Consider the following 22,811-nt stretch of genomic DNA (forward strand, 5'->3'; position numbering starts at 1 on the left):
CGTTGACCGACATTCTGATGCCGGCGCTGTCGCCCACGATGGAAGAGGGCACGCTGACCAAGTGGCACATCAAGGCGGGCGACACGGTGTCGGCCGGCCAGGTGATCGCCGAGATCGAGACCGACAAGGCGACCATGGAGGTCGAGGCCGTCGACGAAGGCGAGGTGCTGGAAATCCTGGTCGCCGAGGGGACCGAAGGCGTTAAGGTCAACGTGCCGATCGCGCGCCTGTCGGGAGACGAACCGGCGGCGACGAATTCGACTACGGCCGAGGGAGGGAAAGCGACGACGCCGCCCCCTGAAAGTGAGAAAGCGGCCCCTGAGGAAGACGCCGATCATCCGGCCAGGGCCGCCGCGCCTGCCGCGCCGAAGAGCGAGCTGCGCGACCCGGAGATTCCGGCCGACGCCAAGTTGGTCAAGACCACGATCCGCGACGCCCTGCGCGACGCCATGGCCGAGGAGATGCGGCGCGACGAGGCCGTCTTCCTGATGGGCGAGGAAGTCGCCCAGTACCAGGGCGCCTACAAGGTCAGCCGCGAACTGTTGCAGGAGTTCGGCGAGCGGCGGGTGATCGACACGCCGATCACCGAATATGGCTTCGCCGGCGTCGGCGTGGGCGCGGCCATGGCGGGCCTGAAGCCCATCGTCGAGTTCATGACGTTCAACTTCGCCATGCAGGCCATCGACCACATCATCAACTCGGCGGCCAAGACCCTGTACATGTCGGGCGGCCAGATCCGTGCGCCGATCGTGTTCCGCGGCCCGAACGGCGCCGCCAGCCGCGTCGGGGCCCAGCACAGCCAGGACTATTCCGCCTGGTACGCCAACGTTCCCGGTCTGAAGGTCGTCGCCCCTTATGACGCCGCCGACGCCAAGGGTCTGTTGAAGGCGGCGATCCGCGACCCGAACCCGGTCGTCTTCCTCGAGCACGAGATGATGTACGGGCTGGAGTTCGACGTGCCGGACGTCGAGGACTGGATCGTGCCGATCGGCAAGGCCAAGGTTCGGCGCGAGGGGACCGACGTGACGATCACGGCGCACAGCCGCATGGTCGGATTCGCCCTGCAGGCGGCAGAGAAGCTGGCGGAGGAGGGGATCAGTTGCGAGGTGGTCGATCTGCGGACCCTGCGGCCGCTGGACACCGACACGATCGTCGAGAGCGTGAAGAAGACCAGCCGACTGGTCTCGGCCGAAGAGGGCTGGGGCCCGATGGGCGTCGGCGCCGAGGTGGTGGCGCGGGTGATCGAACACGCCTTCGATTATCTCGATGCGCCGCCCCTGCGGGTGCACCAGGAGGACGTGCCGTTGCCTTATGCCGCCAATCTTGAGGCCCTGTCCCTTCCGGGCGTCGACAAGATCGTCGCGGCCGTGAAAGCGGTGACGGCATGAGCGAAGAATTCCTGATGAAGACGCCGGACAGCGTGGCGTCGGACCCCGAGGCGATCGAATTCACCCGGATGTGGTGGTCGCGCGGCGAGCCGGTCATGTCGGTCAAGCCCGCGTTCGACGACCCCCGAACCTATGGCCAGATGCTGGCCTATGCGGCCAAGCACATGGCCCACGGCTATGCCGTTCGGCACGGCATGGACGAGAAGCAGGCCTACTCCAAGATTCTGGCCGGCATTTCCGACGTTCTGCAAAGCCCGGGAGTGGAGACCGTGACCGAGGAGGGGGCACAATGACCGACATCCTGATGCCGGCTCTGTCGCCCACCATGGAAGAGGGCGTGCTGGCCAAATGGCATGTGAAGGTCGGCGACGTGGTCAAGGCCGGCGACGTGATCGCCGAGATCGAGACCGACAAGGCGACCATGGAGGTCGAGGCCGTCGACGAAGGCGAGGTGCTGGAAATCCTCGTGGTCGAAGGGACCGAGGGCGTGAAGGTCAATGTGCCGATCGCCCGCCTGAAGGACGAGGGCGGCGCGGCCGCAGCGGCGCCCGCCAAGGCTCCGACCGCTGTGGCGGAAGCGCCAAAGGCCGCCGACGCGAAGCCGGCCGAACCCAAGGCTGAGGCGCTCAAGGCACCGACGGCTGTCGCCAAGTCCGACGGCAAGCGCGTGATCGCGTCTCCGCTGGCGCGACGCATCGCGGCGCAGAACGGCGTCGACCTGTCGTCGATCAAGGGCACCGGGCCGCATGGCCGCATCGTCCGTCGCGACGTCGAGGGCGTGAAAGGCGGGGTCGTTCCGGCGACCGCTCCGGCCGCCGCCAAGGCCGAGCCGCGTCAGGTCCTGTCGCTGGAGCAGCAGGGCATTCCGCCCGGCAGCTACGACCTGATCCCGCTGGACGGCATGCGCAAGGCCATCGCGCGGCGCCTGACCGACAGCTTCCGCGACGTGCCGCATTTCCCCCTGACCATCGATTGCGAGATCGACGGCCTTCTGGCCGCGCGCGCCAGGGTCAATGCGATGCTGGAGAAGGACGGGATCAAGGTCTCCGTCAACGACTTCGTGCTGAAGGCTTCGGCCATGGCCCTAAAGGCGGTGCCGGAGGCCAACGCCAGCTACACCCCCGAGGGCATCGCCATGCACCATCATGCCGATGTGGCGATGGCGGTGGCGATCGACGGCGGCCTGATCACGCCAATCGTCCGCGCCTGCGAGACCAAATCCCTGCGCCAGATCGCGACCGAGGCCAAGGACCTGGCCAAGCGGGCCCGCGACCGCAAGTTGAAGCCGGACGAATTCCAGGGCGGCACCTTCAGCGTCTCGAACCTGGGCATGTTCGGCATCAAGGCCTTCGCCTCGATCATCAACGAGCCGCAGGGCGCGATCATGAGCGTGGGGGCAGGGGAACAGCGCCCGGTCGTCAAGGACGGCCAGCTGGCCGTCGCCACCGTCATGACCGTGACCCTGACCTGCGATCACCGCGTGGTCGACGGCGCCGTGGGCGCGCGCTTTCTGCAGGTCTTCAAGGCGATGATCGAAGACCCCGTGACCATGCTGGCGTGAGGACGAGACCGTGGCTGAATTCGACCTTATCGTCATCGGCTCGGGTCCAGGCGGCTATGTGGCCGCCATCCGCGCCAGCCAGCTGGGCCTGAAGACCGCGATCGTGGAGCGCGAGAATCTGGGCGGCATCTGCCTGAACTGGGGCTGCATCCCCACCAAGGCCCTGCTGAAGTCGGGCGAGAAGTACGAGAGCCTGTCGCACCTCAAGGACTACGGACTGTCCGCCGAAAAGGTGGGCTTCGACTTCGACGCCATCATCCAGCGGTCGCGCAGCGTCGCCAAACAGCTGAACAGCGGCGTCGGCTTCCTGATGAAGAAGAACAAGATCGAGGTCATCGAGGGCACGGCGAAGCTGGAGAAGGGCAAGGACGCGCCGAAGGTCGTGATCGCGCTGAAGGCCGGCGGGTCGCGCACGGTCGAGGCGAAGTCCGTGATGCTGGCGGTCGGCGCGCGCGCCAAGGCCATCCCGCAGATCGGCCTGGAAGCCGACGGCGACCGCATCTGGGCCTATCGCGAGGCCATGGCGCCGAAATTCATGCCGAAATCCATCGTGGTGATCGGATCCGGCGCCATCGGCATCGAGTTCGGCAGCTTCTATCGCGCGCTGGGCGCCGAGGTGACCGTGGTCGAGGCCGTCGACCGCATCATGCCGGTCGAGGACGAGGAAGTGTCCAAGGCCGCACAGAAGGCCTTCGAGAAGCGCGGCATGAAGTTCCGCACCGGCTGCAAGGTCACCCAGCTGGCCAAGGAGAAGTCCGGCGTGAAGGTGTCGATCGAGGCCGGAGGCAAGGCCGAGACGCTGGAGGCTGAGGTCTGCATCTCGGCCGTCGGCATCACCGCCAACACCGACGGCATCGGGCTGGAGGAGCTGGGCGTGAACATGGACCGCGGCCACATCACGATCGACGGCCACTGCGCCACGAACGTGAAGGGGCTGTACGCCATCGGCGACTGCGCCGGCGCGCCCTGGCTGGCGCACAAGGCCTCGCACGAGGGCATCCACGCCGCCGAGCACATCGCCGGCTTCAAGACGCCGAACGTCCATTCGCCCATCGCCGGCTGCACCTACGCCCAGCCGCAGGTGGCCTCGGTCGGCGTCACCGAACAGCAGGCAAAGGCCGAGAAGCGCGAGGTGAAGATCGGCCGCTTCCCCTTCCGCGTGAACGGCAAGGCCATCGCCTCGGGCGAGACCGAGGGCTTCGTGAAGACCATTTTCGACGCGAAGACGGGCGCCCTGATCGGCGCCCACATGATCGGCGCCGAGGTCACCGATATGATCCAGGGCTACGTCACCGCCATCGCCATGGAGGCGACGGAAGAGGACATCCACGGCATCGTCTATCCGCACCCCACGATGTCCGAAGCCATGCACGAGGCGGCGCTGGACGCCTACGGACGCGTGATCCACATTTAGGGCTACACGGGGGGCAGCCCATGTCGCCGTCATATGTGCCGCCTTGGGTTCGGCTGGCCCTGGTGGCGGGACCGGCGCTGATCGCCGTTTACTTCGGTGCGCAGCTCATCGCGGTCGGGGCTCATCCGGGTTACGACGCCACGCGCCAAGTCGCGAGTGAACTGGGCGCCGTCGGCGCTCCAAACGCCGCCGCATTCAACGCCGCCGTCATGTTGGCCGGCGGACTGGCGATGATCAACGCGGCGGGGCAGGCTGCGGCCGTCAGGATGATCGGGCGGTCGTGGGTCTGGGCCCTCGTGTTGGCCCTTCCCGTCGCGAGCTTCGGCGTCGCGACGCTGCTGGCCGCGCTTTTTCCTTTGCCCGATCCCCGCCATGCGGCCGGCTCGTTCCTCGTCGCCCTCTGCCTTGCGTACTCCGGACCGGCCTTGGCCGTCTTCTGGCGAGTGCGAGCCTGGCGCTGGGCCTTTGTGGGCTGCCTGATCGCTATCGGCGGCGCCGTATGGGTGATGAGCGGCGCGGCGGGCATCGACAGGGGCCGCTGGGCCGGGGCGATCCAGCGTCCGGTTGCTCTGGCTCTTCTGACGCCCATGGCTCTCGGAAGTCTCGCTTTGCTCGGCAAGGTCAGGCGTCGGCAAACATGAACTATCGGACATGCATTCGCGCTTGCTCCCCGCCGGGAGGCCGCCCTAGTCTCCGGCCCGACGTCGTTCGGAGTTCGTGACTTGCCGCATCTGCTGGGCCTCGCCGCATCGGCCCTGACCCTGATCCTTCACGATCCTCTCGTCGCCGGCGCGGTCCAGGACCCGCCGGCGTCGCCGCCGATCTTCAACCCCGGCGCTCCCGGCCAGCCCTCGCGCGTCGTGACCGCGGAACAGGCGCGCGAGATGGGGCGGACCAGCTTCATCGACGCCGACGTCCAGTTCATGCGCCACATGATCGTCCACCACGCCCAGGCGGTGGAGATGGTCGAGCTGCTGGAGACGCGGGGACAGTCGCCGCAGATCAAGGCGCTGGGCCGACGCATCGCCATCGGGCAGGCGTCGGAGATGGCGCTGATGACCGGCTGGCTCGAGGCGCGCGGTCAGGCGGTGGAGGCGCACGACCTGCATGCCGGCCACGGAGGTCAAGACGCTCATGCGGGCCATGCCCAGCACGCCGCCGCGCCGTCCGAGACGCCCCTAATGCCGGGCATGCTGTCGCCGGCGCAGATGGCCCGGCTGGCCGCCGCGTCGGGACCTGACTTCGACCGGCTGTTTCTGGAAGGCATGATCCAGCACCATCAGGGCGCGCTCGACATGGTCGACGCCCTGCTGGCCATCCCGGACGCCGCCCAAGACACGCTGATGAGCGACTTCGTCTCTTCCGTCGTGGGCGACCAGGCGGCTGAAATCCTGCGCATGCGCAGCCTTCTCGCTGAATTCTGAACCCTCACTTCAAGGAGCGGCCATGTTCGTTCGAAAGACCCTGCTTTCCTCCGCCGCCGCGCTGGCCATGCTGGCCTGCGCCGCGACCGCTGCCGCCCAGGCCCAGACGCCGACGGTCGCGCCCGATGAGCGGACCGCCCTGTCGGACGGCATCCTTAACGCCGGACAGGCGGCCAAAGGGCTGGCGCTGGAGAGCGCCACGCCGCCGCCGCCGGGCTTCTTCGATCCAGACATGATCTTCGCGCCGCCGACGACGGCGGAAGAGGGCCAGGCCCTGAACGCGCGCATTCAGGCAAGCCCGGACACCTTCAGCCCGCTGGCTCTGTCGAACACCGACATGGCGATGTCGAACGGGCGTCTGTTCGTCGGCAACTTCAACGGCTTCAACGCCTATGACGTGACGGGCGCCGAGCCGAAGCTGATCCTGTCGGTCGTCTGTCCGGGCGGGCAGGGCGACCTGTCGGTGCACGGCAATCTGCTGTTCATGTCGGTGGAGGAGAACCGCGGCCGCGTCGACTGCGGCACCGGCGGGGCAGGGGGCGCGGTGAACGCCGAGCGCTTCCGCGGCGTGCGCATCTTCGACATTTCCGACCTGTCGAACCCGCGCCAGGTGGCTGCGGTCCAGACATGCCGCGGCTCGCACACCCACACCCTGGTGCCCAGCAGTGAGGAGAACGTCCTCTACGTCTACAACTCCGGCACCTCCGGCGTGCGCCGCACCGAAGAGCTGTCGATCTGCTCCGGCGGAGCCCCGGGCCGCAACCCGGACACCGCTCTGTTCTCGATCGACGTGATCAAGGTGCCGCTGGACCGTCCGCAGGACGCCGCCATCGTCAACCGGCCGCGCATCTTCGCCGACGCCGCCGGCCGCGTGGACGGCCTGTGGACCGGTGGACGCATCGGCGTGACCAGCCAGGAAGCCGCCCAGACCGACCAGTGCCACGACATCACCGTGTTCCCGGGGATCAACCGGGCGGCGGGCGCGTGCGCCGGGAACGGCATTCTGCTGGACATCAGCGATCCGCAGAACCCCAAGCGGATTTCGGAGCTGTTCGATCCGGACATGGCCTACTGGCACTCCGCCACCTTCGACAACACCGGCGAGCGCGTCGTGTTCACCGACGAATGGAGCGGGGGCATCGGCGCGCGCTGTCAGGCTTCCGATCCGACGACCTGGGGCGCCAACCTGATCGCCACGATCGGCGGCGACGGCAAGCTGCGCGGCCGGGCCTTCCACAAGCTGCCGTCGGCCCAGAACGCCAGCGAGAACTGCGTCGCGCACAACGGCAACCTGATCCCGGTCCCGGGCCGCGACCTGATGGTCCAGGCCTGGTACCAGGGCGGCATCTCGATCATGGACTTCTCGGACCCGATGAAGCCGGTCGAGATCGCCTATTTCGACCGCGGCCCGCTGGACGCCGACAAGCTGATGGTCGGCGGCTCCTGGTCGGCCTATTGGTTCAACGGCCGGATCTATTCCAGCGAGATCGCGCGCGGTCTGGACGTGTTGAAGCTGGCGCCGTCGGATCAGCTTTCGGCCGCCGAGATCGCCGCGGCCGAGGCCGTGCGGATGGACGTGATCAACCCGCAGACCCAGACCCGCGTCGAATGGGCCGACACGCCCGACGTGGCCATGGCTTACGTCGACCAGCTGACCCGCACCGGCGCCGACGCCGCGCTGATGGGCGAGGCGAAGACGGTGATCGACGGCTGGCGCCGGGGCTCGGCCGACGCGGCGGCCGGCGACGCGGTGGCGGCCAAGCTGACGGCCGCGGCCGGCGTGCGTGGGGTGAACGCCGTGGACGCCCGTCGCATGCGGGCCTTGGCCGGCGTGTTCGAACGGATCGGCTGATTCAAGCAGCCAGTGTGCCATGACGGCGGCGGGGCGGGCTCTGGCTCACCCCGCCGTCGGCGTTTCGACGTCAGCGCTTCTTGCCCAGCTCGGCGGCGATGTCCTTGGTCAGGCGACCGACCTTGCGATGCGCCGCCGTGATCTGGTCGCGCGTCACGCCCCAGCGCTTCATCCAGTATTCGACGGCCTGGCGTTCCGAGAGGTCGAGCCTGTCCTTGTCGATGAAGCCGCGCTTGTCCTTGAGGCCGGCCATTCGATCTTTCCCTGCTTGTTGAGGGGCAACCTAGGAGGGGCGACGGCCGCGCGCCAGGATGCATTACACGCCTAAGACATATTATGCGAAATATGATGTGCCCCTAGGGACGTACTGAAGCATGCCAGCCATCGTACGCCACTTCCACATTCCTCGGAACGATGGCCGTCAAGACGCTGTAATCCAGATCAATGTGCAAATTCGTCAGCACGACGCGTTCGACGTCGGCGGCGGAGATCCAGTCGAGCGTGCGGTCCAGATGAGCGTGCGTCGGGTGCGGCGTGAACCGCAGGGCGTCGACGATCCAGAGCCTGCTGCCCCGGACGGCGTTCAACGCGGCCTCATCCAGCGCGTCCACGTCGCTGGAATAGCTGACGTCGCCCAGGCGGACGCCCACGCTGCGGATCGGCCCGTGCCCCTGGTCGAAGGTGGTGACCGGAACGACGCCGCCCGGTCCGTCGATGGTCCATGCCGAGCCGTGAGGCGGCAGATTCCGCGCCTCGACGATGGCGGGATAGCCCTGCACGCTTTCGAAGATGTAGCCGAAGCGGCCCGTCAGCGCCTCACGCGTCGCCGCGTCCATCCAGGCCGGAATCCGGCGCCGCGAGCGCATGGCGAAGACGCGCAGGTCGTCGATGCCGTGCGTCTGGTCGGCGTGGTCGTGGGTGTAGATCACCCCATCCAAGCGCGTGATCCCGGCGGCCAGGGCCTGCGTCCGCAGGTCCGGCGAGGTGTCGATCAACACGCTGGTCTCGCCGCCCGGGCCGATCCTCCGGACCCAGGCCGAGCAGCGGGCGCGTCGGTTGCGGGGATCGGTGGGGTCGCAGGCGCCCCAGTCGCCGTCGCCGCGCGGCACCCCGCCGGATGAGCCGCAGCCCAGGATCATGACCTCCAGCGCGTCGCTCATGCGCCCGCCGGTCGCGGAATTCGGTCGAACAGGGAGAAGAAGGCGTCGGTCGTGCGCACCTCCGCCTCCTCCCGCGACCAACCCCGGATCTCCGCAAGCTTGTCCAGCACATGGCCGACGTAGGCGGGTTCGTTGCGTCGCCCGCGATGCGGTACGGGCGCCAGATAGGGACAATCCGTTTCCACGATGATCCGGTCCGCCGGCATGTCCCGGATCACCGCCCGCACGTCCTCGGCCGCCTTGAAGGTGGCGATGCCCGAAACAGAGAACCAGGCTCCCATTTCCGCTGCTTTTTTCGAAAGTTCTGCGCCCGATGTGTAGCAGTGCATCAGGACTCGAAACGGGCCCTCGGCCATTTCCTCTCCAAGTACGCCGGCCATGACGTCGTCGGCCTCGCGCGTATGCACAACAAGCGGCAGGCCCGACGTCCGCGCCGCCGCCACATGCTGACGGAACACCGCTTCCTGGACGCCTCTCGGGCTCAGGTCATAGTGGAAGTCGAGGCCACACTCCCCTATTCCAACGACCTTTTTTCGCTTTGCGAGAGCAACCAGTCGATCCGACGTCAGATCGACGTGATGCCGCGCCTCATGCGGGTGAACCCCCACCGTGCACCAGATGTCGTCGTGCGCCATGGCGAGTCCGTGGGTGGCCTCAAACGTCGACAGCCGGTCGGAAATCTCGACCATCATCCCGACCCCGGCCTGACGCGCGCGGTCGATCACCGCGTCGCGGTCCTCATCGAATTGGGGGGCGTGCAGGTTGACGTGGCTGTCGATCAGCATGCGCGCGCCTTGGTACGCTCCAGATCGTTCAGAGCCGACGCCAGCACCTCTGTCCGATCCAGATTCAGGCCGGCCGCGCGGTCCGGCCATTCGGTCAGGCGGGACCACAGTTCCGCCCAGTCGGAGGCCCCCTCCCCGCCCGCCAGCGCGCGATCGCGCACGGCCGCGGCCAGCCGGTCCACCATGGCGTCGAAGCGCGCGGCGCCCTCCGCGCCACGCAGGGTGCCCAGCAGGGCCAGCCGCTCGGACCGGTCAAGCGGGTCGGAACTCCCGACCCAGCGTCGGGCCAGCTCGTCGGCCGCGCGCGTCTCGTCCCCGATCGCCGCCAGCGCCGCGCCGGGCGAACCGCCGGCCCCCGCCGCCACCGCTTCGGCCTCTCCAACGCCGAGGCCGACGGTGTTCCGCAGCAGCTCGGCGATGGCCGCCTCGGTCCACGGCCGGAACGTCAGCCGGCGGCACCGCGAACGGATGGTCGAGATCAGACGGCCGGGCGCATGGCACACCAGCAGCAGGATGCCGCTGGGCGGCGGCTCTTCCAGGGTCTTGAGGATGGCGTTGGCGGCGTTGGCGTTCAGGTCGTCCGCCGCGTCGATGATCGCCACGCGCCGTCCCGCCTGCGCCGGGCTCTTGGAAAAGAACTCCGGCAGGTCGCGCGCCTGATCGACGGAGATGTTGCGCTTGGTCTTGCCGCCCTCGACGGCCCGCTCCAGCACCAGCAGGTCGGGATGCGACTGGGCCGAGATCAGGCGGCTGACCGGATCGTCCTGCCGCGCGCCGAGCGGGCCGCGCGACGGATCGGCCGCCGCCCCCAGCAGCCGCCGCGCGGCGCGGTGGGCGAAAGTGGCCTTCCCCCGGCCCTCGGGCCCGCACAGGAGCCAGGCGTGGTGAAGCCGACGGCGTTCCAAGGCGTCGAGGAAGGCCAACTCGGCCTCGACGTCGGGGACCAGGTCGAACCGATCGCGCGGATGGTCGGTCACAGGCCGGCGGCCTCCACCGCCGCCAGCACGCGGTCGGCCACGACGTCCACCTCGCCGTCGGCGTCGATCAGGCGGCAGCGCTGTGGGTGGGCGGCGGCGATGGTGCGAAAGGCCTCGGCGAGTCGGGCGTGAAACTCTGCGCCCTTGCCCTCGAACCGCGTCTCCGCCTCGCCGCGGGCCAGGGCCCGCGACAGGCCGCGGTCGGACGGCAGGTCGAAGATCAGAGTCAGGTCCGGCTGATCGGCGCCCACGACGGCGGCGTCCAGCGCCTCGACGAAGGCGGGGTCCACGCCGCCGGCCGCGCCCTGATAGGCGCGGGTGGAATCGCTGAAGCGGTCGCAGATCACCCATTTTCCGGCGTTCAGCGCAGGTCGGACGACGGCGTTCAGATGATCGTCCCGCGCGGCGAACATGAGCAGAGTCTCGGTCATGGGCGACCAGTCCTCCGCGCCGCCGGACACGACCAGCCCGCGGATGCGTTCGCCGCCGGGCGATCCACCGGGCTCACGCGTCAGCACGACGTCGTACCCGCCCGCGCGCAGGACGTCGGCCAGGCGTCGGGCCTGGGTGGACTTGCCGGCCCCCTCCCCGCCTTCGAATGTGATGAACCGTCCGCGCGACACTCGCTCTGTATGGCGGCAGGCGGCGGTGCGGCCAAGGCCCGTGCGGTCAGAAAGCTGGGCTTTCCCCAGCGGCGTCGATCACGCGAGCCATGACCTCGAAGCCGGCGTCGATGGCGGCGCGTTCACGCCTCAGCCGAGGCGCGCGGCCAATATATCGGACGCGCACACGCCCCACGCCGCGTTCCAGCAGGCCCAACTCCTGCGCGGCGCCGCGTGACAGGTCGATGATCCGGCCGTCCACGAACGGCCCCCGGTCGTTGACGCGCAACACGACGGTGCGCCCATTGTCCAGGTTGGTGACCTCGACCAAGCCCGGCAGCGGCAGCGTCTTGTGCGCCGCGGTCAGGGCATTCATGTCGAACGTCTCGCCCGTCGCCGTCGGCCGCCCGTGAAACCGGTCGCCGTACCAGGACGCCAGTCCGACCTCCTCATAATCCGGGTCTTCCTCCGGATGATACCAGCGGCCGCGGATCTGGTACGGCCGCATGGTCCCGCTGACGATCGGGGCTGGATCGGTCACGACCGGCGCATACGGCCCGTGCTCATAACCGAAGCCGAACATCGCACAGCCGCCGGCCCCCAGGGCCAGGGCGGCCACGACCGCCGTCCTGATCATCCGATACGTCATGCGGCGAATGCTTGCCCGCATCGCCTTGGCGCTTGGTTAAGGCGACGGTCGATCGCCGCGAACGGCCCCGTTCGTCACAGTTGATCCAAGACGCTACGGCCTCATTCGTCGGCGCTCCGGAAAGCCTTTCGGAATGTGGCGCAGCTTGCCCGCATCGCCCTGGCGCTTGGTCAACGCCCGTCAGAACTTCGGATCAGTCGACCGCCGCGACAGCCGCGATTATGGCGTCGGCCACCGGTCGGGGTTGGGCCAGCATGATCAGGTGCCCGCCGTCGGCGTGGGTGATGGTCGCCGTCATGGTCGTGGCGAAGTGCATCTGCAGTTGGGCGGGAATGATCTGGTCCGCATCGGCCACGACATAGTGGGTGGGGCGGTTCGACCAGGCCGGCGTCCCGCCGATGGCGCCGTCGTTGACGCCGAAGAAGGTCGGATGCTGGACGGCCGCCAGAACCGCCTGCTGTCGAGCCGGCAGACCGGCCGAGAACCAGCGCGCCATCGGCTCGGCCGGCCATGTCACCCAGCCTTGGGCATCCGCATGCAGGCTGGAGAACCACTCGGGTTGAGGGAAGGCGGACAGGATGGCGTTCACGGACTGGTTCGGACCCGGCGCGAACGCCGCGACATAAACCAGGGACTTCACCTGGGCATGATTGCCCGCCTCGGAAATGACCACGCCGCCATAGGAATGGGCGACCAGGACGACGTCGCCCGACTGGTCCTCGATGGCCCGGGTCACGGTGGCCACGTCGGCCTCCAGGCTGGACAGCGGCAGCTGGACCGCCACGACCTTCAGGCCCGCGTCGTGCAGATGGGGGATGACCTCGGCCCACGACGAGCCGTCGGCCCAGGCGCCGTGGACCAAAACGACCGTCGGCCGATCCTGCGCCATGCCGGGCCCCGCCATGGCCAGACCGGCGGCAGCCATCACCGGCGCGCTCAGGCGAAGAAGAGTTCGCATCATGATCCACCTCCGCGACTATGCGGCCAAGCTAGCCTGCGGTCATGTCGGTTCGATAACACCGTTTCGGCGACATGCCGCTCGCTTATGGCGGACAGGGTGTCCGCCTACATCGAACTGCAGCAGGTCGCCGCGGAGGAAGGCGCAGTCGCGATTTCCTCAGAAGCATCGAAGGCAAAGGACGATCTCAAGCGGATGCTGATCGGTAAGCAGCAGGAACTGTTCCCCCACATGCGGCGCACATACGCAGCCCACCTGTCGGGCGCCGTGGCCGGCCTCCAGGCGAACTTCCCCGCAGTCGGGGCCGGGGGCAAAACCTTGCGCCGCCTCCCCCCAGCTTCACGTCTCGAGAAGTCGTTATGGAAGCTCACTACACGCTCGCGAGCCAAACCAACCGGTTCCGGTTCAGCCGGGCGGAGTATGTTTACTCCCTAACCGGCGCGAGTGACGTGATCGAGATGCGGGAGCGTGAGGACGACGAGATTTTTTAGGAAGTTCCTCGTTGCGCCCACCGGACATTGGCGCAGCGGCGGAAACCGGACCTTAGGTCCAGGGCCCGCTGAAGGACCGCACGCGACCCGTTGCGGACGTTGATTGCTTGGATCACCAACTTCATGATGGGGCGAGCGCAGACATTGGCGATCATGGCCTGTTTAGGCGCGACGCTGCCACTACTTGCTACGCTAGTGGTTCACGCCGATGCGGTGTTCGACGTCGAAGGGGTCAATTTCGAAGCCCTTGTTCCCTTGTTTGGGCCGCTGCCGTTCTTCGGTGCTGTCAACTTAACCGGTCAGTAGAGCTGGAGCGGGGCTAAACAGCTAACGATTTCAGTTGGACAGACTCAGCACGCATTCTTCTCCGCGCGGCGGCCACTTCTCGTGCTGGCGAGAGCCGCCCTTAGGCAAGCGCTTGTTTTGCCATCGCATTTGCGGTTCGCACCTCAACTCGACCGGCGACTACTCACCCGTTAATTTGTCAGCACCGACAGGACTGTCATGATGCGACGGAGAGCTTCCCAGCGTCCAGAAGCCCCCGGAGACGGGCGGCTAGTTCGGCGTGTTCGTAGGGTTTGTCGATGACCGCAAAATCGTGCGGATCGTCCAGCGCCGCCTCACCGACGTAGCCCGACGTCAACAGCACCTCCAGGCCGGGGTGCGCGGCTGTGGCGCGACGAGCGAGTTCAATGCCGTTTACGCCGCCGGGCATGACGACGTCTGAGAACAGGAGATCGAAGCGACGCTCGGCCAGCCGAGCCAGCGCTCCGGCCGCATCTACGGCAACTTCGCAGCGGTACCCGAGGCTCTGCAGCATGTCGAGGCAGACGCTAAGCACCGCCGGATCGTCTTCGACGATCAGCACGCGCTCCGAACCTCCTTGCGCAGCGGCGCTTTCGCAATCCGTTGCGGCGGGCTGGGGACGTCTCTCCGTGACAGGGAGAGTCAGGCGGAAGGTGGACCCCTCTCCCACGACGCTGTCGATTTCCACCGTGCCGCCGGATTGCTTGAGGAACCCATAGACTTGGGACAGGCCCAACCCCGAGCCGCGCCCGACCTCCTTGGTGGTGTAGAAGGGCTCGAAGAGGCGCTGTCGGGTCTCCGCGGTCATCCCGGATCCCGTGTCCGTGACGGCGATCACACCCGCTCCTTCACGCTCGGCGACCGAAATCGTCAACCGGCCCTCGCCGTCCATGGCGTCCCGGGCGTTCACGGCCATGTTCAACAGGGCGTTCTCGAGCTGGTTGGCGTCGACCAGCACATAGACGGGCGCCGCATGAGGCGTGAGGTCTAGGATCACGCCTTCGCCCACCGCTTGTCTCATGAGAGGGGCAAAACCAAGAACGAGCTGATTGAGGTCGACGGGCTCCGGGTTAAGAGTTTGCCGTCGAGAGAAGGCCAGAAGCTGCCGCGTAAGTGTGTGGCCGCGGTCCGCGGCTAGCTTGATCGCTTCCAATTGACGCCGCGCTTTCTCGTCTTCGATGCGACGCATGAGTATGTCCGCGTTGCCGAGAACCACCGTCAGCAGGTTGTTGAAGTCGTGTGCGATGCCGCCGGTCAGCTGGCCGACGGCCTCCATCTTGCGCGCCTGCGAGAGCTGTTCCTCCAAACGGCGCCGATCGGTGACGTCAAGAAGCGTTCCGAGAATCTCGCCCCCTCCCACGGCCTCGCCTGGCACCCAGACGCCTTGATCGAGAAAGCTGCGATACTCTCCATCCGCGCACTGCCACCGGTACTCGCAGGCGTAGGCGCCGGTCTCACTGGCCTTCATAAGGCAGTCCACCACGCCCTGAACGTCGTCCGGATGGATGCGCCCGAGGCCGATCTCCGGTTCGTCGATGAAGCGGGACGGCTCGAAGCCCGTCAGCGGCATGATGCTGTCGCTGACGAACAGGGCCGCAAACGGGTGCAGCGTCGCGCGGGAGGTGAAGACGACGGGCAGTGACTTCAGGATGGCGTCCTGGCGCTCGAGGGTTTGGCGCAGCTCCAGCTCGGCGTTAAGACGCGCTTCCGCGTTGGCGGCGTTCTCCTTTAGGAGCTTGTGTCTTTCCTCGGCGCTGCGAGTGATCTCCAGGTTCTTCAGGTGCAGATCCGCGAGAACCGAAACCTTGGCCCGCAGGATAAAGGGGTCGACCGGCTTGAAGACCACGTCGACAGCGCCGACTTGGTAGGCTTGGAAGATGTGCGCCTCGTCCCGGAACACCGCGGTGACGAAGACGATGGGCGTGTCGCGCGTGCGTGGATGCTCACGGATCAGGCGCGCGGTCTCATAGCCGTCCATGCCGGGCATGTGCAGGTCCAGGAGGATGACCGCGAACTCCTGCGTCAGGAGCAGTCGCAGCGCCTCCTCGCCGGAGCGGGCCACCACCAGTTCGTGACCCAGCACCTCCAACGCCTCGGTGGCGGCGAATGCGTTGCGCTCGTCGTCGTCGACGATGAGCACCCGCGCCCGTGGCGGGGCGGCTGCCGGGGTGCGGCGCGGCGCCATCAGACGGCGGCCGGCTGGGCGGCCGCCAGACGGTGCGCGTCGGCACGCTGGATCGACACCCGCATGACCGAAATCAGGTAGTCGATGTCGACCGGCTTGGAGACGTAGTCGGACGCCCCGGCCTGGATACACTTGGCGCGGTCGCCCTTCATGGCCTTGGCGGTCACGGCGATGATGGGCAGATCAGAGAAGCGCGTGATGGAGCGTATCTCCCGCATCGTCTCGTAGCCGTCCATGTCGGGCATCATGATGTCGACCAAGACGATGTCGATCTCGGGATGCTGGCGCAGCAGGTCCAGCCCCGCCCGGCCGCTTTCCGCGTAGTGCAGGTCGACGCCGAACTCCTCCAAGGCGCTGGCCATGGAGAAGATGTTGCGGATGTCGTCGTCGATCACCAGCGCGGTGCGACCGGTCAGGATGGCGTCATCCTTGCGCGTCTGGGCCAGGCTGGCGCGGGCCGCCTCGGACAGGCGGTCCGTCGGCTCGTGCAGCAGGATGGTGGCCTGCTCCAGCAGCTGCTCGGGTGTTCGGGCGAGGCGGGCGTGGCCGGAGAAGACGGCCAGGCGCAGGCGGCGCTCGTCGTGCGGGTCCAGGGGGCCGCCGGCGTAGATGACCGCCAGACGCTGCGCGGCCTTCAGCCAGTCGATCATCGCGCCGGGAGACGCCATGCCGGCATCCATGATCAGGCCGTCGGTCGGCTTCAACTTGGCCTTGGCCAGGTTCTTCAGATCCTCGACGCGCATGACCTGACCGAACGCCGACTTGAGGGCGCCTGCCGGTTCGCCGGCCGGACCCACGTAAACGAGACGGCGGTCGGGCGCGGCCACGAAGTTGCGCACTTCGTCCAGGCTGGCCGCGACGCCTTCCCGATCGATCGGCTTGGGCGTGAAGCCGAAGGCGCCGATGGCGATGCCCAGGCCCGCCTGATCATCCGCGGAGATGACATGGACCGGGATGTGGCGCGTCTCGGGCGTCCGCTTGAGGAGGTCGAGCAGGGCCAGTCCGTCCATGTCAGGCAGGCCGACGTCCAGCATGATGGCCTGGGGCGCATAGCGCCGCGCCAGCGCGGCCGCGGCCACCCCCTGCTGGGTGATGATGCCCTTGAAGCCGCTGTCGTGGACTAGCGCCAACAGGATCGATCCGAAGCGCGGATCGTCCTCCACGATCAGGATGACGGGATCGCCGGGCGAAAGGTTGTCGCGGTCGTCGGCGACCATCTGCACCACCTCGGCCTCGTCCTCGACCTCCATCTGGCGGACCACGATGGACTTGCCCGCGTCGCGGGCCGCGGCGGGCGCGGCGGGGGCGAAGTTGAGCGGCAGGTAGAGGGTGAAGGTCGAGCCGACTTCAGGCTCGCTTTCGACCTTCAGCTCGCCGCCGAGGGTGCGGGTGATTTCGCGGCTGATCGACAGCCCCAGTCCGGTGCCGCCGTATTTGCGGCTGGTGGTGCCGTCGGCCTGCTGGAACGCCTCGAAGATGATGCGTTGCTTGTCTTCGGGGATGCCGATGCCGCTGTCCTTGACCGAGAAGGCCAGAACCTGACCGGCCTTGTTGAGATGGTCGTTTTCGGGGCTCCAGCCGCCTTGGACCCGTTCGACGCTGAACCGGACCTCGCCGGCGGCCGTGAATTTGAAGGCGTTGGACAACAGGTTCTTGATGATCTGCTGCAGGCGCTTGTCGTCTGTGTACATCGACGGGGGCAGATCGGCGGCCAGGTCGATGCGGAAGTCCAGCTTCTTGTCCTGGGCGATCTGGGCGAAGGTGCGTTCCATCTGGTCGCGTAGGTCGGCGAAGCTGGTTTCGCCGATGTCGAGGGTGACGGTGCCGGACTCGATCTTCGACAGATCCAGAATGTCGTTGATCAGCCCCAGCAGGTCCGAGCCGGCGGCGTGGATGTTCTTGGCGAACTCCACCTGCTTGCCGGTCAGGTTGCCTTGGGTGTTCTCGCTGAGCATCTTGGACAGGATGAGCAGGCTGTTCAGCGGGGTGCGCAGCTCATGGCTCATGTTGGCCAGGAACTCGGACTTGTACTTGGACGTCAGGGCCAGCTGCTCGGCCTTCTCCTCCAGCGCGAAGCGGGCCTGCTCCACCTCAATGTTCTTGGCCTCCACCTGCTTGTTCTGGGCGGACAGAAGCTGCGCCTTCTCCTCCAGTTCGGCGTTGGAGCTCTGCAGCTCCTCCTGTTTGGCGCGCAGGAGCTCCTCGGACTGACGCAGGGAGGCGGCCTGCTGCTCCAGCCGGTCGTTGGTGGTCTTGAGCTCCTCTTGCTGCGCCTGCAGCTCTGCCGTGAGCAGCTGCGACTGGCTAAGCAGGCCCTCGGTCCGCATGTTTGCGGCGATCGTGTTCAACACGATGCCGACGGATTCCATCAGCTGGCTGAGGAAGGACTGGTGCGTTTCGGAGAACTCGCCGAAGGTTGCCAGCTCGATCACCGCCTTCACCTCGCCCTCGAACAGTGCCGGCAGGACGATGATGTTCAGCGGCGCCGCCGCGCCCAGGCCGGAGCCGATCTGGACATAGTCCTTGGGCACGTTGGTCAGAAGGATGCGCTCCTTCTCCTTGGCGCACTGACCGATCAGGCTCTCGCCAAACCGGAAGGTGGGCGACAGGCGGTCCCGCTCGGTCGAGGCGTAGGCGGCGGCCAGCACCAGCAAGGGCTGATCCTCGGCGTCCCGATCGGCCACGTAGAAGACCGCATGCTGGGCGTTGATCAGGGGCGCCAGCTCGGACAGCACCATGTTGGACACCGTCGCCAGGTCGCGCTCGCCCTGCAGCATGCGGGTGAAGCGGGCCAGGTTGGTCTTCAGCCAGTCCTGTTCGGTGTTCTTGAGGGTCTGATCCTTCAGGTTGCGGATCATCTCGTTGATGTTGTCCTTCAGCGCCGCCACCTCGCCCGAGGCCTCGACGGTGATGGACCGCGTCAGGTCGCCCTTCGTCACCGCGGTCGACACCTCGGCGATGGCGCGGACCTGGGTGGTCAGGTTGCCGGCCAGCTGGTTGACGTTGTCGGTCAGGTCGCGCCACAGACCGGCGGCGCCCGGCACCCGGGCCTGGCCGCCCAGCTTGCCTTCCGATCCCACCTCGCGCGCCACGTTGGTGACCTGGTCGGCGAAGATGGCCAGGGTTTCGATCATGCCGTTGATGGTGTCGGCCAGCGAGGCGATCTCGCCCTTGGCGTCCAGCGTCAGCTTGCGCTTCAGATCGCCGTTGGCGACGGCGGTCACGACCTCGGCGATGCCGCGGACCTGACCCGTCAGGTTTGCGGCCATCATGTTCACATTGTCGGTCAGATCCTCCCAGGCCCCGGTCACCCCCGGCACCTGCGCCTGACCGCCCAGCTTGCCCTCCGTGCCGACCTCCTTAGCCACGCGGGTCACTTCCGAGGCAAAGGCGTTGAGCTGGTCCACCATGACGTTGATGGTGTTCTTTAGCTCCAGGATCTCGCCCTTCACGTCCACCGTGATCTTCTTGGACAGGTCGCCCTTGGCCACGGCGGTGGTCACTTCGGCGATGTTGCGGACCTGGCCGGTCAGGTTGCCGGCCATGAAGTTCACGTTGTCGGTCAGGTCCTTCCACGTGCCGGTCACGCCCTTCACCTGAGCCTGACCGCCCAGCTTGCCCTCGGTGCCCACCTCGCGCGCCACGCGGGTCACTTCGGACGCGAAGGCGTTCAGCTGGTCCACCATCGTGTTGATGGTGGACTTGAGCTCGAGGATTTCCCCCTTGACGTCCACGGTGATCTTCTTGGACAGGTCGCCGTTGGCCACGGCGGTGGTGACTTCGGCGATGTTCCGCACCTGACCGGTCAAGTTGTCGGCCATCAGGTTCACGTTGTCCGTGAGGTCCTTCCACGCCCCCGTCACGCCGGTAACCTGGGCCTGACCGCCCAGCTTGCCGTCGGTGCCGACCTCCTTGGCCACGCGGGTCACTTCGCTCGCGAAAGCGTTCAGCTGGTCCACCATGACGTTGATGGTGTTCTTCAGCTCGAGGATTTCCCCCTTGACGTCCACGGTGATCTTCTTGGACAGGTCGCCGTTGGCCACGGCCGTGGTCACCTCGGCGATGTTGCGGACCTGACCCGTTAGGTTCGCCGCCATGAAGTTCACGTTGTCCGTCAGATCCTTCCACGCGCCGCCGACGCCCTTCACGTTGGCCTGACCGCCCAGCTTGCCGTCGGTGCCCACCTCGCGCGCCACGCGCGACACTTCGGACGCGAACGAGTTCAGCTGATCGACCATGACGTTGATGGTCGACTTGAGCTCAAGGATCTCGCCCTTCACGTCGACGGTGATCTTCTTCGACAGGTCCCCGTTGGCGACCGCGGTGGTGACTTCGGCGATTTCACGCACCTGACCGGTCAGGTTGGCCGCCATGGAGTTCACGTTGTCGGTCAGGTCCTTCCAGGCGCCAGTCACGCCCTCCACCTGGGCTTGGCCGCCCAGCTTGCCGTCGGTGCCTACCTCCTTGGCCACGCGGGTCACTTCGGACGCGAAGGCGTTCAGCTGGTCCACCATGACATTGATGGTGTTCTTCAGCTCCAGCACCTCGCCGCGCACCTGCACGGTGATCTTCTTCGACAGGTCCCCCTTGGCCACGGCGGTGGTCACCTCGGCGATGTTCCGGACCTGACCAGTCAGGTTGTCGGCCATGAGGTTCACGTTGTCGGTGAGGTCCTTCCACGTGCCGCCGACGCCTTCCACGCGCGCCTGGCCGCCCAGCTTGCCCTCGGTGCCCACCTCGCGGGCCACGCGCGTCACCTCGCTGGCGAAGGCGTTCAGCTGGTCCACCATGGTGTTGATCGTGACCTTCAGCTCGAGGATCTCGCCCTTCACGTCGACGGTGATCTTCTTCGACAGATCGCCCTTGGCCACGGCGGTCGTCACTTCGGCGATGTTCCGCACCTGACTGGTCAGGTTCGCCGCCATGAAGTTCACGTTGTCGGTCAGGTCCTTCCAGGTGCCGGTTACGCCCTTCACCTGGGCCTGACCGCCAAGCTTGCCTTCGGTGCCGACCTCGCGCGCCATCCGGGTCACTTCGCTGGCGAAGGCGTTCAGCTGATCCACCATGACGTTGATGGTGTTCTTCAGCTCCAGCACCTCCCCCTTCACGTCCACGGTGATCTTGCGGCTGAGGTCGCCATTGGCCACGGCGGTGGTCACCTCGGCGATGTTCCGCACCTGCCCGGTGAGGTTGTCGGCCATGGAGTTGACGTTGTCGGTGAGGTCCTTCCAGGCGCCGGCGACGCCCTTGACGTTGGCTTGGCCGCCCAGCTTGCCCTCGGTGCCGACCTCGCGCGCCACGCGGGTCACTTCCGACGCGAACGAGCCCAGTTGGCCCACCATGGTGTTCACGACGCGGCCGATGCGCAGGAACTCGCCCCGCAGCGGGCGCTCGTCGTCGTCCAGGTCCATCGTCTGCGACAGGTCGCCCTTGGCCACGGCGCCGATCACGCGAGCCATCTCGGCGGTCGGGTGCATCATGTCCGCGATCAGGTCATTCACCGCCTCGACGCTGTCCGCCCAGGCGCCAGAGGCGCCCGGCAGCTTGGCCCGTGCGTTGATCCGTCCCTGCCGTCCCACAGTTTCGGCCAGACGGCCGAACTCGCGGCTCATTCGGTCGTTCATCTCGACGACCTCGTTGAAGGCGTCGGCGAGCTCGCCGTCCACGCCGCTGAGGTTCACGGGCAGGCGGACCGAGAAATCCCCCCTGCGGAAGGCTCTGAGGGCGGCGAGAAGCTGTCGGTTGTCGAGCGAATCATCGGCGATCGAAGCCAGAGACATGGTCAGCACCCGTACGTGATACCGGTCGGGCGTCGCCCGCGCCTCGCGTCGGACGGGCCGTGATCGGCCTGTCCTTACGTCGGCGCCCGCGTTGGCTCCCCCTCAACCTAACCACCCGAAATGTCCGGCGGCGCGGTTCGGTTCCGTACACAAGCGGAGAATTTGACGAGTTGCCATCCAGCCCGGAGAGGCTAGGTTCGCGCGCCATGCAGACCCCCCGCCGACCTTCGGAAGCGCGGTGACCGACCCCGGGCGCACCTCTCTTGATCCGGATCTGACGAGCTTCATCGAAAGCGCGCTGCCGTCGGTCTGGGCGCTCGAAACCCTGTTGGTGATGCGGGGAGGCGGGGACCGCGTCTGGTCCGCCGACGCCTTGGTCGCCGAGACCCGATCCAGCTCCAACGTCATGAGCGACTGCCTGCGCACACTTGAGCGCGCAGGACTGGTGGCCGTGGGACACGACGGTCATCGCTACCAGCCCGCCAGCCTACAACTCGCCGATCTGGTGGAACGCTTGGCCGCCACCTATGCGGAGCGGCCATTCAGCGTTACCGCTGTGATCATGACCAAGCGATCGGATGCTTTAAAAGGCTTCGCTGACTCGTTCCGGCTCGGGAGGTGGAAATCGTGAGCCTTGGCGTGCCTGCACTCGTTTACGGCTTGTGCCTGGTCACGAGCGCGATCTGCGCCGCGCTGCTGATCCGCACTTGGCGAAGCACACGTCAGCCGCTGCTGATGTGGAGCGCAGGGTGTTTCAGCCTCCTGGCGCTGAACGCTGCCTTCGTGGTGCTGGACATGGTTGTGCTGGTGCGGACTGACTTCACCCTCGCGCGGCTGGCGACCTCCTTCGCCGCGGTCAGCGTGCTGATCTACGGCTTCATCTGGGAGGTCGACCGATGACCTTTCAGGTCGTCATGACCGGCGCGATCATCATGGGCTACGGAGTTGCCGCGGTCTTCTTCCTGAAGTTCTGGAGGCGGACGGGCGACGCCCTGTTCCTGGCCTTTTCAACGGCCTTCCTGCTCTTGGGAGCCGTTCCGATGCTGACGCTGGCCCTCGACGTCCCGCGCGAGGAGCAGAGCCCCTTTTACCTTCTGCGCGCCCTTGCCTTCATGATCATAATCGTCGCCATCGTGGCCAAGTCGCGACGGCCGCCTGCGTAAAGGTGCGCGCAGATCCACGAAGTCGACGTCCTTGCCTTTGGCGCGCAGCTTGTCAGCGCGGCGGGTGGCGGCGTCCAGCAGGGCCTTCTTCGACGACGGCATCCCCCAGCGGGCCA

The 22,811-nt window shown here is 67.0% G+C and carries 20 protein-coding genes and 1 pseudogene; 12 read left to right on the top strand and 9 right to left on the bottom strand.

Features of this window, described 5'->3' with window-relative positions:
* Nucleotides 1-2: 2 nt before the first annotated feature.
* The 7 genes from VGN45_RS07535 (at nucleotide 3) to VGN45_RS07565 (ending at nucleotide 7,639) form a co-directional block, all read left to right on the top strand.
* Complete coding sequence (locus VGN45_RS07535) at nucleotides 3-1,388, top strand: pyruvate dehydrogenase complex E1 component subunit beta (protein WP_327460948.1); 1,386 nt, start codon at nucleotides 3-5, stop codon at nucleotides 1,386-1,388.
* The gene (locus tag VGN45_RS07540) at nucleotides 1,385-1,681 is read left to right on the top strand and encodes a DUF5076 domain-containing protein (RefSeq protein ID WP_327460950.1); all 297 of its coding nucleotides are present in this window, start codon (nucleotides 1,385-1,387) and stop codon (nucleotides 1,679-1,681) included. Before VGN45_RS07535 ends, VGN45_RS07540 begins: the two co-directional genes overlap by 4 nt.
* Complete coding sequence (locus tag VGN45_RS07545) at nucleotides 1,678-2,949, top strand: pyruvate dehydrogenase complex dihydrolipoamide acetyltransferase (RefSeq protein ID WP_327460952.1); 1,272 nt, start codon at nucleotides 1,678-1,680, stop codon at nucleotides 2,947-2,949. The genes VGN45_RS07540 and VGN45_RS07545 overlap by 4 nt, the downstream gene beginning before the upstream one ends.
* A gap of 10 nt (nucleotides 2,950-2,959) precedes the next feature.
* Nucleotides 2,960-4,363, top strand: coding sequence for a dihydrolipoyl dehydrogenase (gene lpdA, locus VGN45_RS07550; RefSeq protein ID WP_327460954.1), 1,404 nt, complete (start codon nucleotides 2,960-2,962; stop codon nucleotides 4,361-4,363).
* A 20-nt stretch (nucleotides 4,364-4,383) separates the two neighbouring features.
* Complete coding sequence (locus tag VGN45_RS07555) at nucleotides 4,384-5,004, top strand: DUF998 domain-containing protein (RefSeq protein WP_327460956.1); 621 nt, start codon at nucleotides 4,384-4,386, stop codon at nucleotides 5,002-5,004.
* An 81-nt stretch (nucleotides 5,005-5,085) separates the two neighbouring features.
* Nucleotides 5,086-5,787, top strand: a complete 702-nt coding sequence (locus tag VGN45_RS07560) for a DUF305 domain-containing protein (RefSeq protein ID WP_327460958.1) — start codon at nucleotides 5,086-5,088, stop codon at nucleotides 5,785-5,787.
* A gap of 22 nt (nucleotides 5,788-5,809) precedes the next feature.
* Nucleotides 5,810-7,639, top strand: coding sequence for a hypothetical protein (locus VGN45_RS07565; RefSeq protein ID WP_327460960.1), 1,830 nt, complete (start codon nucleotides 5,810-5,812; stop codon nucleotides 7,637-7,639).
* Nucleotides 7,640-7,709: 70 nt separating this feature from the next.
* On the opposite strand, the gene VGN45_RS07570 is transcribed toward VGN45_RS07565, so the two are convergent.
* From VGN45_RS07570 to VGN45_RS07600, 7 genes and pseudogenes are all read right to left on the bottom strand, one after another.
* Nucleotides 7,710-7,892 (bottom strand): DUF3606 domain-containing protein, encoded by a 183-nt coding sequence (locus VGN45_RS07570; protein ID WP_327450275.1) that lies wholly within the window; start codon nucleotides 7,890-7,892, stop codon nucleotides 7,710-7,712.
* 103 nt (nucleotides 7,893-7,995) lie between these two features.
* On the bottom strand, nucleotides 7,996-8,799 hold the full coding sequence (locus VGN45_RS07575) for an MBL fold metallo-hydrolase (protein WP_327460963.1): 804 nt from the start codon (nucleotides 8,797-8,799) through the stop codon (nucleotides 7,996-7,998).
* Entirely contained in the window at nucleotides 8,796-9,584 is a 789-nt protein-coding gene (locus VGN45_RS07580; RefSeq protein WP_327460965.1) for a TatD family hydrolase, read from the bottom strand. Before VGN45_RS07580 ends, VGN45_RS07575 begins: the two co-directional genes overlap by 4 nt.
* Nucleotides 9,578-10,561, bottom strand: coding sequence for a DNA polymerase III subunit delta' (locus VGN45_RS07585; RefSeq protein ID WP_327460967.1), 984 nt, complete (start codon nucleotides 10,559-10,561; stop codon nucleotides 9,578-9,580). Before VGN45_RS07585 ends, VGN45_RS07580 begins: the two co-directional genes overlap by 7 nt.
* Nucleotides 10,558-11,184 carry a dTMP kinase gene (gene tmk / locus VGN45_RS07590; RefSeq protein ID WP_327460969.1) on the bottom strand — a complete coding sequence of 209 codons (627 nt, stop codon included), beginning with the start codon at nucleotides 11,182-11,184 and terminating at the stop codon, nucleotides 10,558-10,560. Before tmk ends, VGN45_RS07585 begins: the two co-directional genes overlap by 4 nt.
* A 133-nt stretch (nucleotides 11,185-11,317) precedes the next feature.
* Nucleotides 11,318-11,812, bottom strand: a pseudogene (locus VGN45_RS07595) (septal ring lytic transglycosylase RlpA family protein); the annotation flags it as partial.
* Between the two features lie 193 nt (nucleotides 11,813-12,005).
* Complete coding sequence (locus VGN45_RS07600; protein WP_327460971.1) at nucleotides 12,006-12,773, bottom strand: alpha/beta hydrolase; 768 nt, start codon at nucleotides 12,771-12,773, stop codon at nucleotides 12,006-12,008.
* A 96-nt stretch (nucleotides 12,774-12,869) separates the two neighbouring features.
* On the opposite strand from VGN45_RS07600, the gene VGN45_RS07605 reads away from it, so the two are divergent.
* Nucleotides 12,870-13,205: a hypothetical protein gene (locus tag VGN45_RS07605; protein ID WP_327460973.1), complete on the top strand. Its 336-nt coding sequence runs from the start codon at nucleotides 12,870-12,872 to the stop codon at nucleotides 13,203-13,205.
* Between the two features lie 146 nt (nucleotides 13,206-13,351).
* A complete protein-coding gene (locus VGN45_RS07610; RefSeq protein WP_327460975.1) occupies nucleotides 13,352-13,567 on the top strand; it encodes a hypothetical protein in 216 nt (71 codons plus the stop codon).
* 196 nt (nucleotides 13,568-13,763) lie between these two features.
* On the opposite strand, the gene VGN45_RS07615 is transcribed toward VGN45_RS07610, so the two are convergent.
* Nucleotides 13,764-15,707, bottom strand: a complete 1,944-nt coding sequence (locus VGN45_RS07615) for a response regulator (RefSeq protein WP_327460976.1) — start codon at nucleotides 15,705-15,707, stop codon at nucleotides 13,764-13,766.
* Nucleotides 15,708-15,751: 44 nt separating this feature from the next.
* Complete coding sequence (locus tag VGN45_RS07620) at nucleotides 15,752-21,532, bottom strand: HAMP domain-containing protein (protein ID WP_327461256.1); 5,781 nt, start codon at nucleotides 21,530-21,532, stop codon at nucleotides 15,752-15,754.
* 238 nt (nucleotides 21,533-21,770) lie between these two features.
* Between VGN45_RS07620 and VGN45_RS07625 the strand changes: the two genes are divergently transcribed.
* Genes VGN45_RS07625 through VGN45_RS07635 form a run of 3 tightly spaced genes read left to right on the top strand, consistent with a single transcriptional unit; the run spans nucleotide 21,771 to nucleotide 22,695 of the window.
* On the top strand, nucleotides 21,771-22,163 hold the full coding sequence (locus VGN45_RS07625; protein WP_327460978.1) for a hypothetical protein: 393 nt from the start codon (nucleotides 21,771-21,773) through the stop codon (nucleotides 22,161-22,163).
* Between the two features lie 8 nt (nucleotides 22,164-22,171).
* Nucleotides 22,172-22,432: a DUF5985 family protein gene (locus tag VGN45_RS07630; RefSeq protein WP_327460980.1), complete on the top strand. Its 261-nt coding sequence runs from the start codon at nucleotides 22,172-22,174 to the stop codon at nucleotides 22,430-22,432.
* Complete coding sequence (locus VGN45_RS07635; RefSeq protein ID WP_327460983.1) at nucleotides 22,429-22,695, top strand: DUF5985 family protein; 267 nt, start codon at nucleotides 22,429-22,431, stop codon at nucleotides 22,693-22,695. The genes VGN45_RS07630 and VGN45_RS07635 overlap by 4 nt, the downstream gene beginning before the upstream one ends.
* Nucleotides 22,696-22,811: the final 116 nt, after the last annotated feature.

It is taken from the genome of Brevundimonas sp., from assembly GCF_035999125.1.
In the GTDB taxonomy this organism is placed as follows: Bacteria; Pseudomonadota; Alphaproteobacteria; order Caulobacterales; family Caulobacteraceae; genus Brevundimonas.

Excerpts from the sequence above, each read along its gene's own strand:
- VGN45_RS07540 (WP_327460950.1), top strand. The coding sequence starts at position 1,385 with ATGAGCGAAGAATTCCTGATGAAGACGCCGGACAGCGTGGCGTCGGAC.
- VGN45_RS07580 (WP_327460965.1), bottom strand. The coding sequence starts at position 9,584 with ATGCTGATCGACAGCCACGTCAACCTGCACGCCCCCCAATTCGATGAG.
- VGN45_RS07555 (WP_327460956.1), top strand. The coding sequence starts at position 4,384 with ATGTCGCCGTCATATGTGCCGCCTTGGGTTCGGCTGGCCCTGGTGGCG.
- VGN45_RS07570 (WP_327450275.1), bottom strand. The coding sequence starts at position 7,892 with ATGGCCGGCCTCAAGGACAAGCGCGGCTTCATCGACAAGGACAGGCTC.
- VGN45_RS07620 (WP_327461256.1), bottom strand. The coding sequence starts at position 21,532 with ATGTCTCTGGCTTCGATCGCCGATGATTCGCTCGACAACCGACAGCTT.
- VGN45_RS07545 (WP_327460952.1), top strand. The coding sequence starts at position 1,678 with ATGACCGACATCCTGATGCCGGCTCTGTCGCCCACCATGGAAGAGGGC.
- VGN45_RS07575 (WP_327460963.1), bottom strand. The coding sequence starts at position 8,799 with ATGAGCGACGCGCTGGAGGTCATGATCCTGGGCTGCGGCTCATCCGGC.
- VGN45_RS07565 (WP_327460960.1), top strand. The coding sequence starts at position 5,810 with ATGTTCGTTCGAAAGACCCTGCTTTCCTCCGCCGCCGCGCTGGCCATG.
- VGN45_RS07600 (WP_327460971.1), bottom strand. The coding sequence starts at position 12,773 with ATGATGCGAACTCTTCTTCGCCTGAGCGCGCCGGTGATGGCTGCCGCC.
- VGN45_RS07635 (WP_327460983.1), top strand. The coding sequence starts at position 22,429 with ATGACCTTTCAGGTCGTCATGACCGGCGCGATCATCATGGGCTACGGA.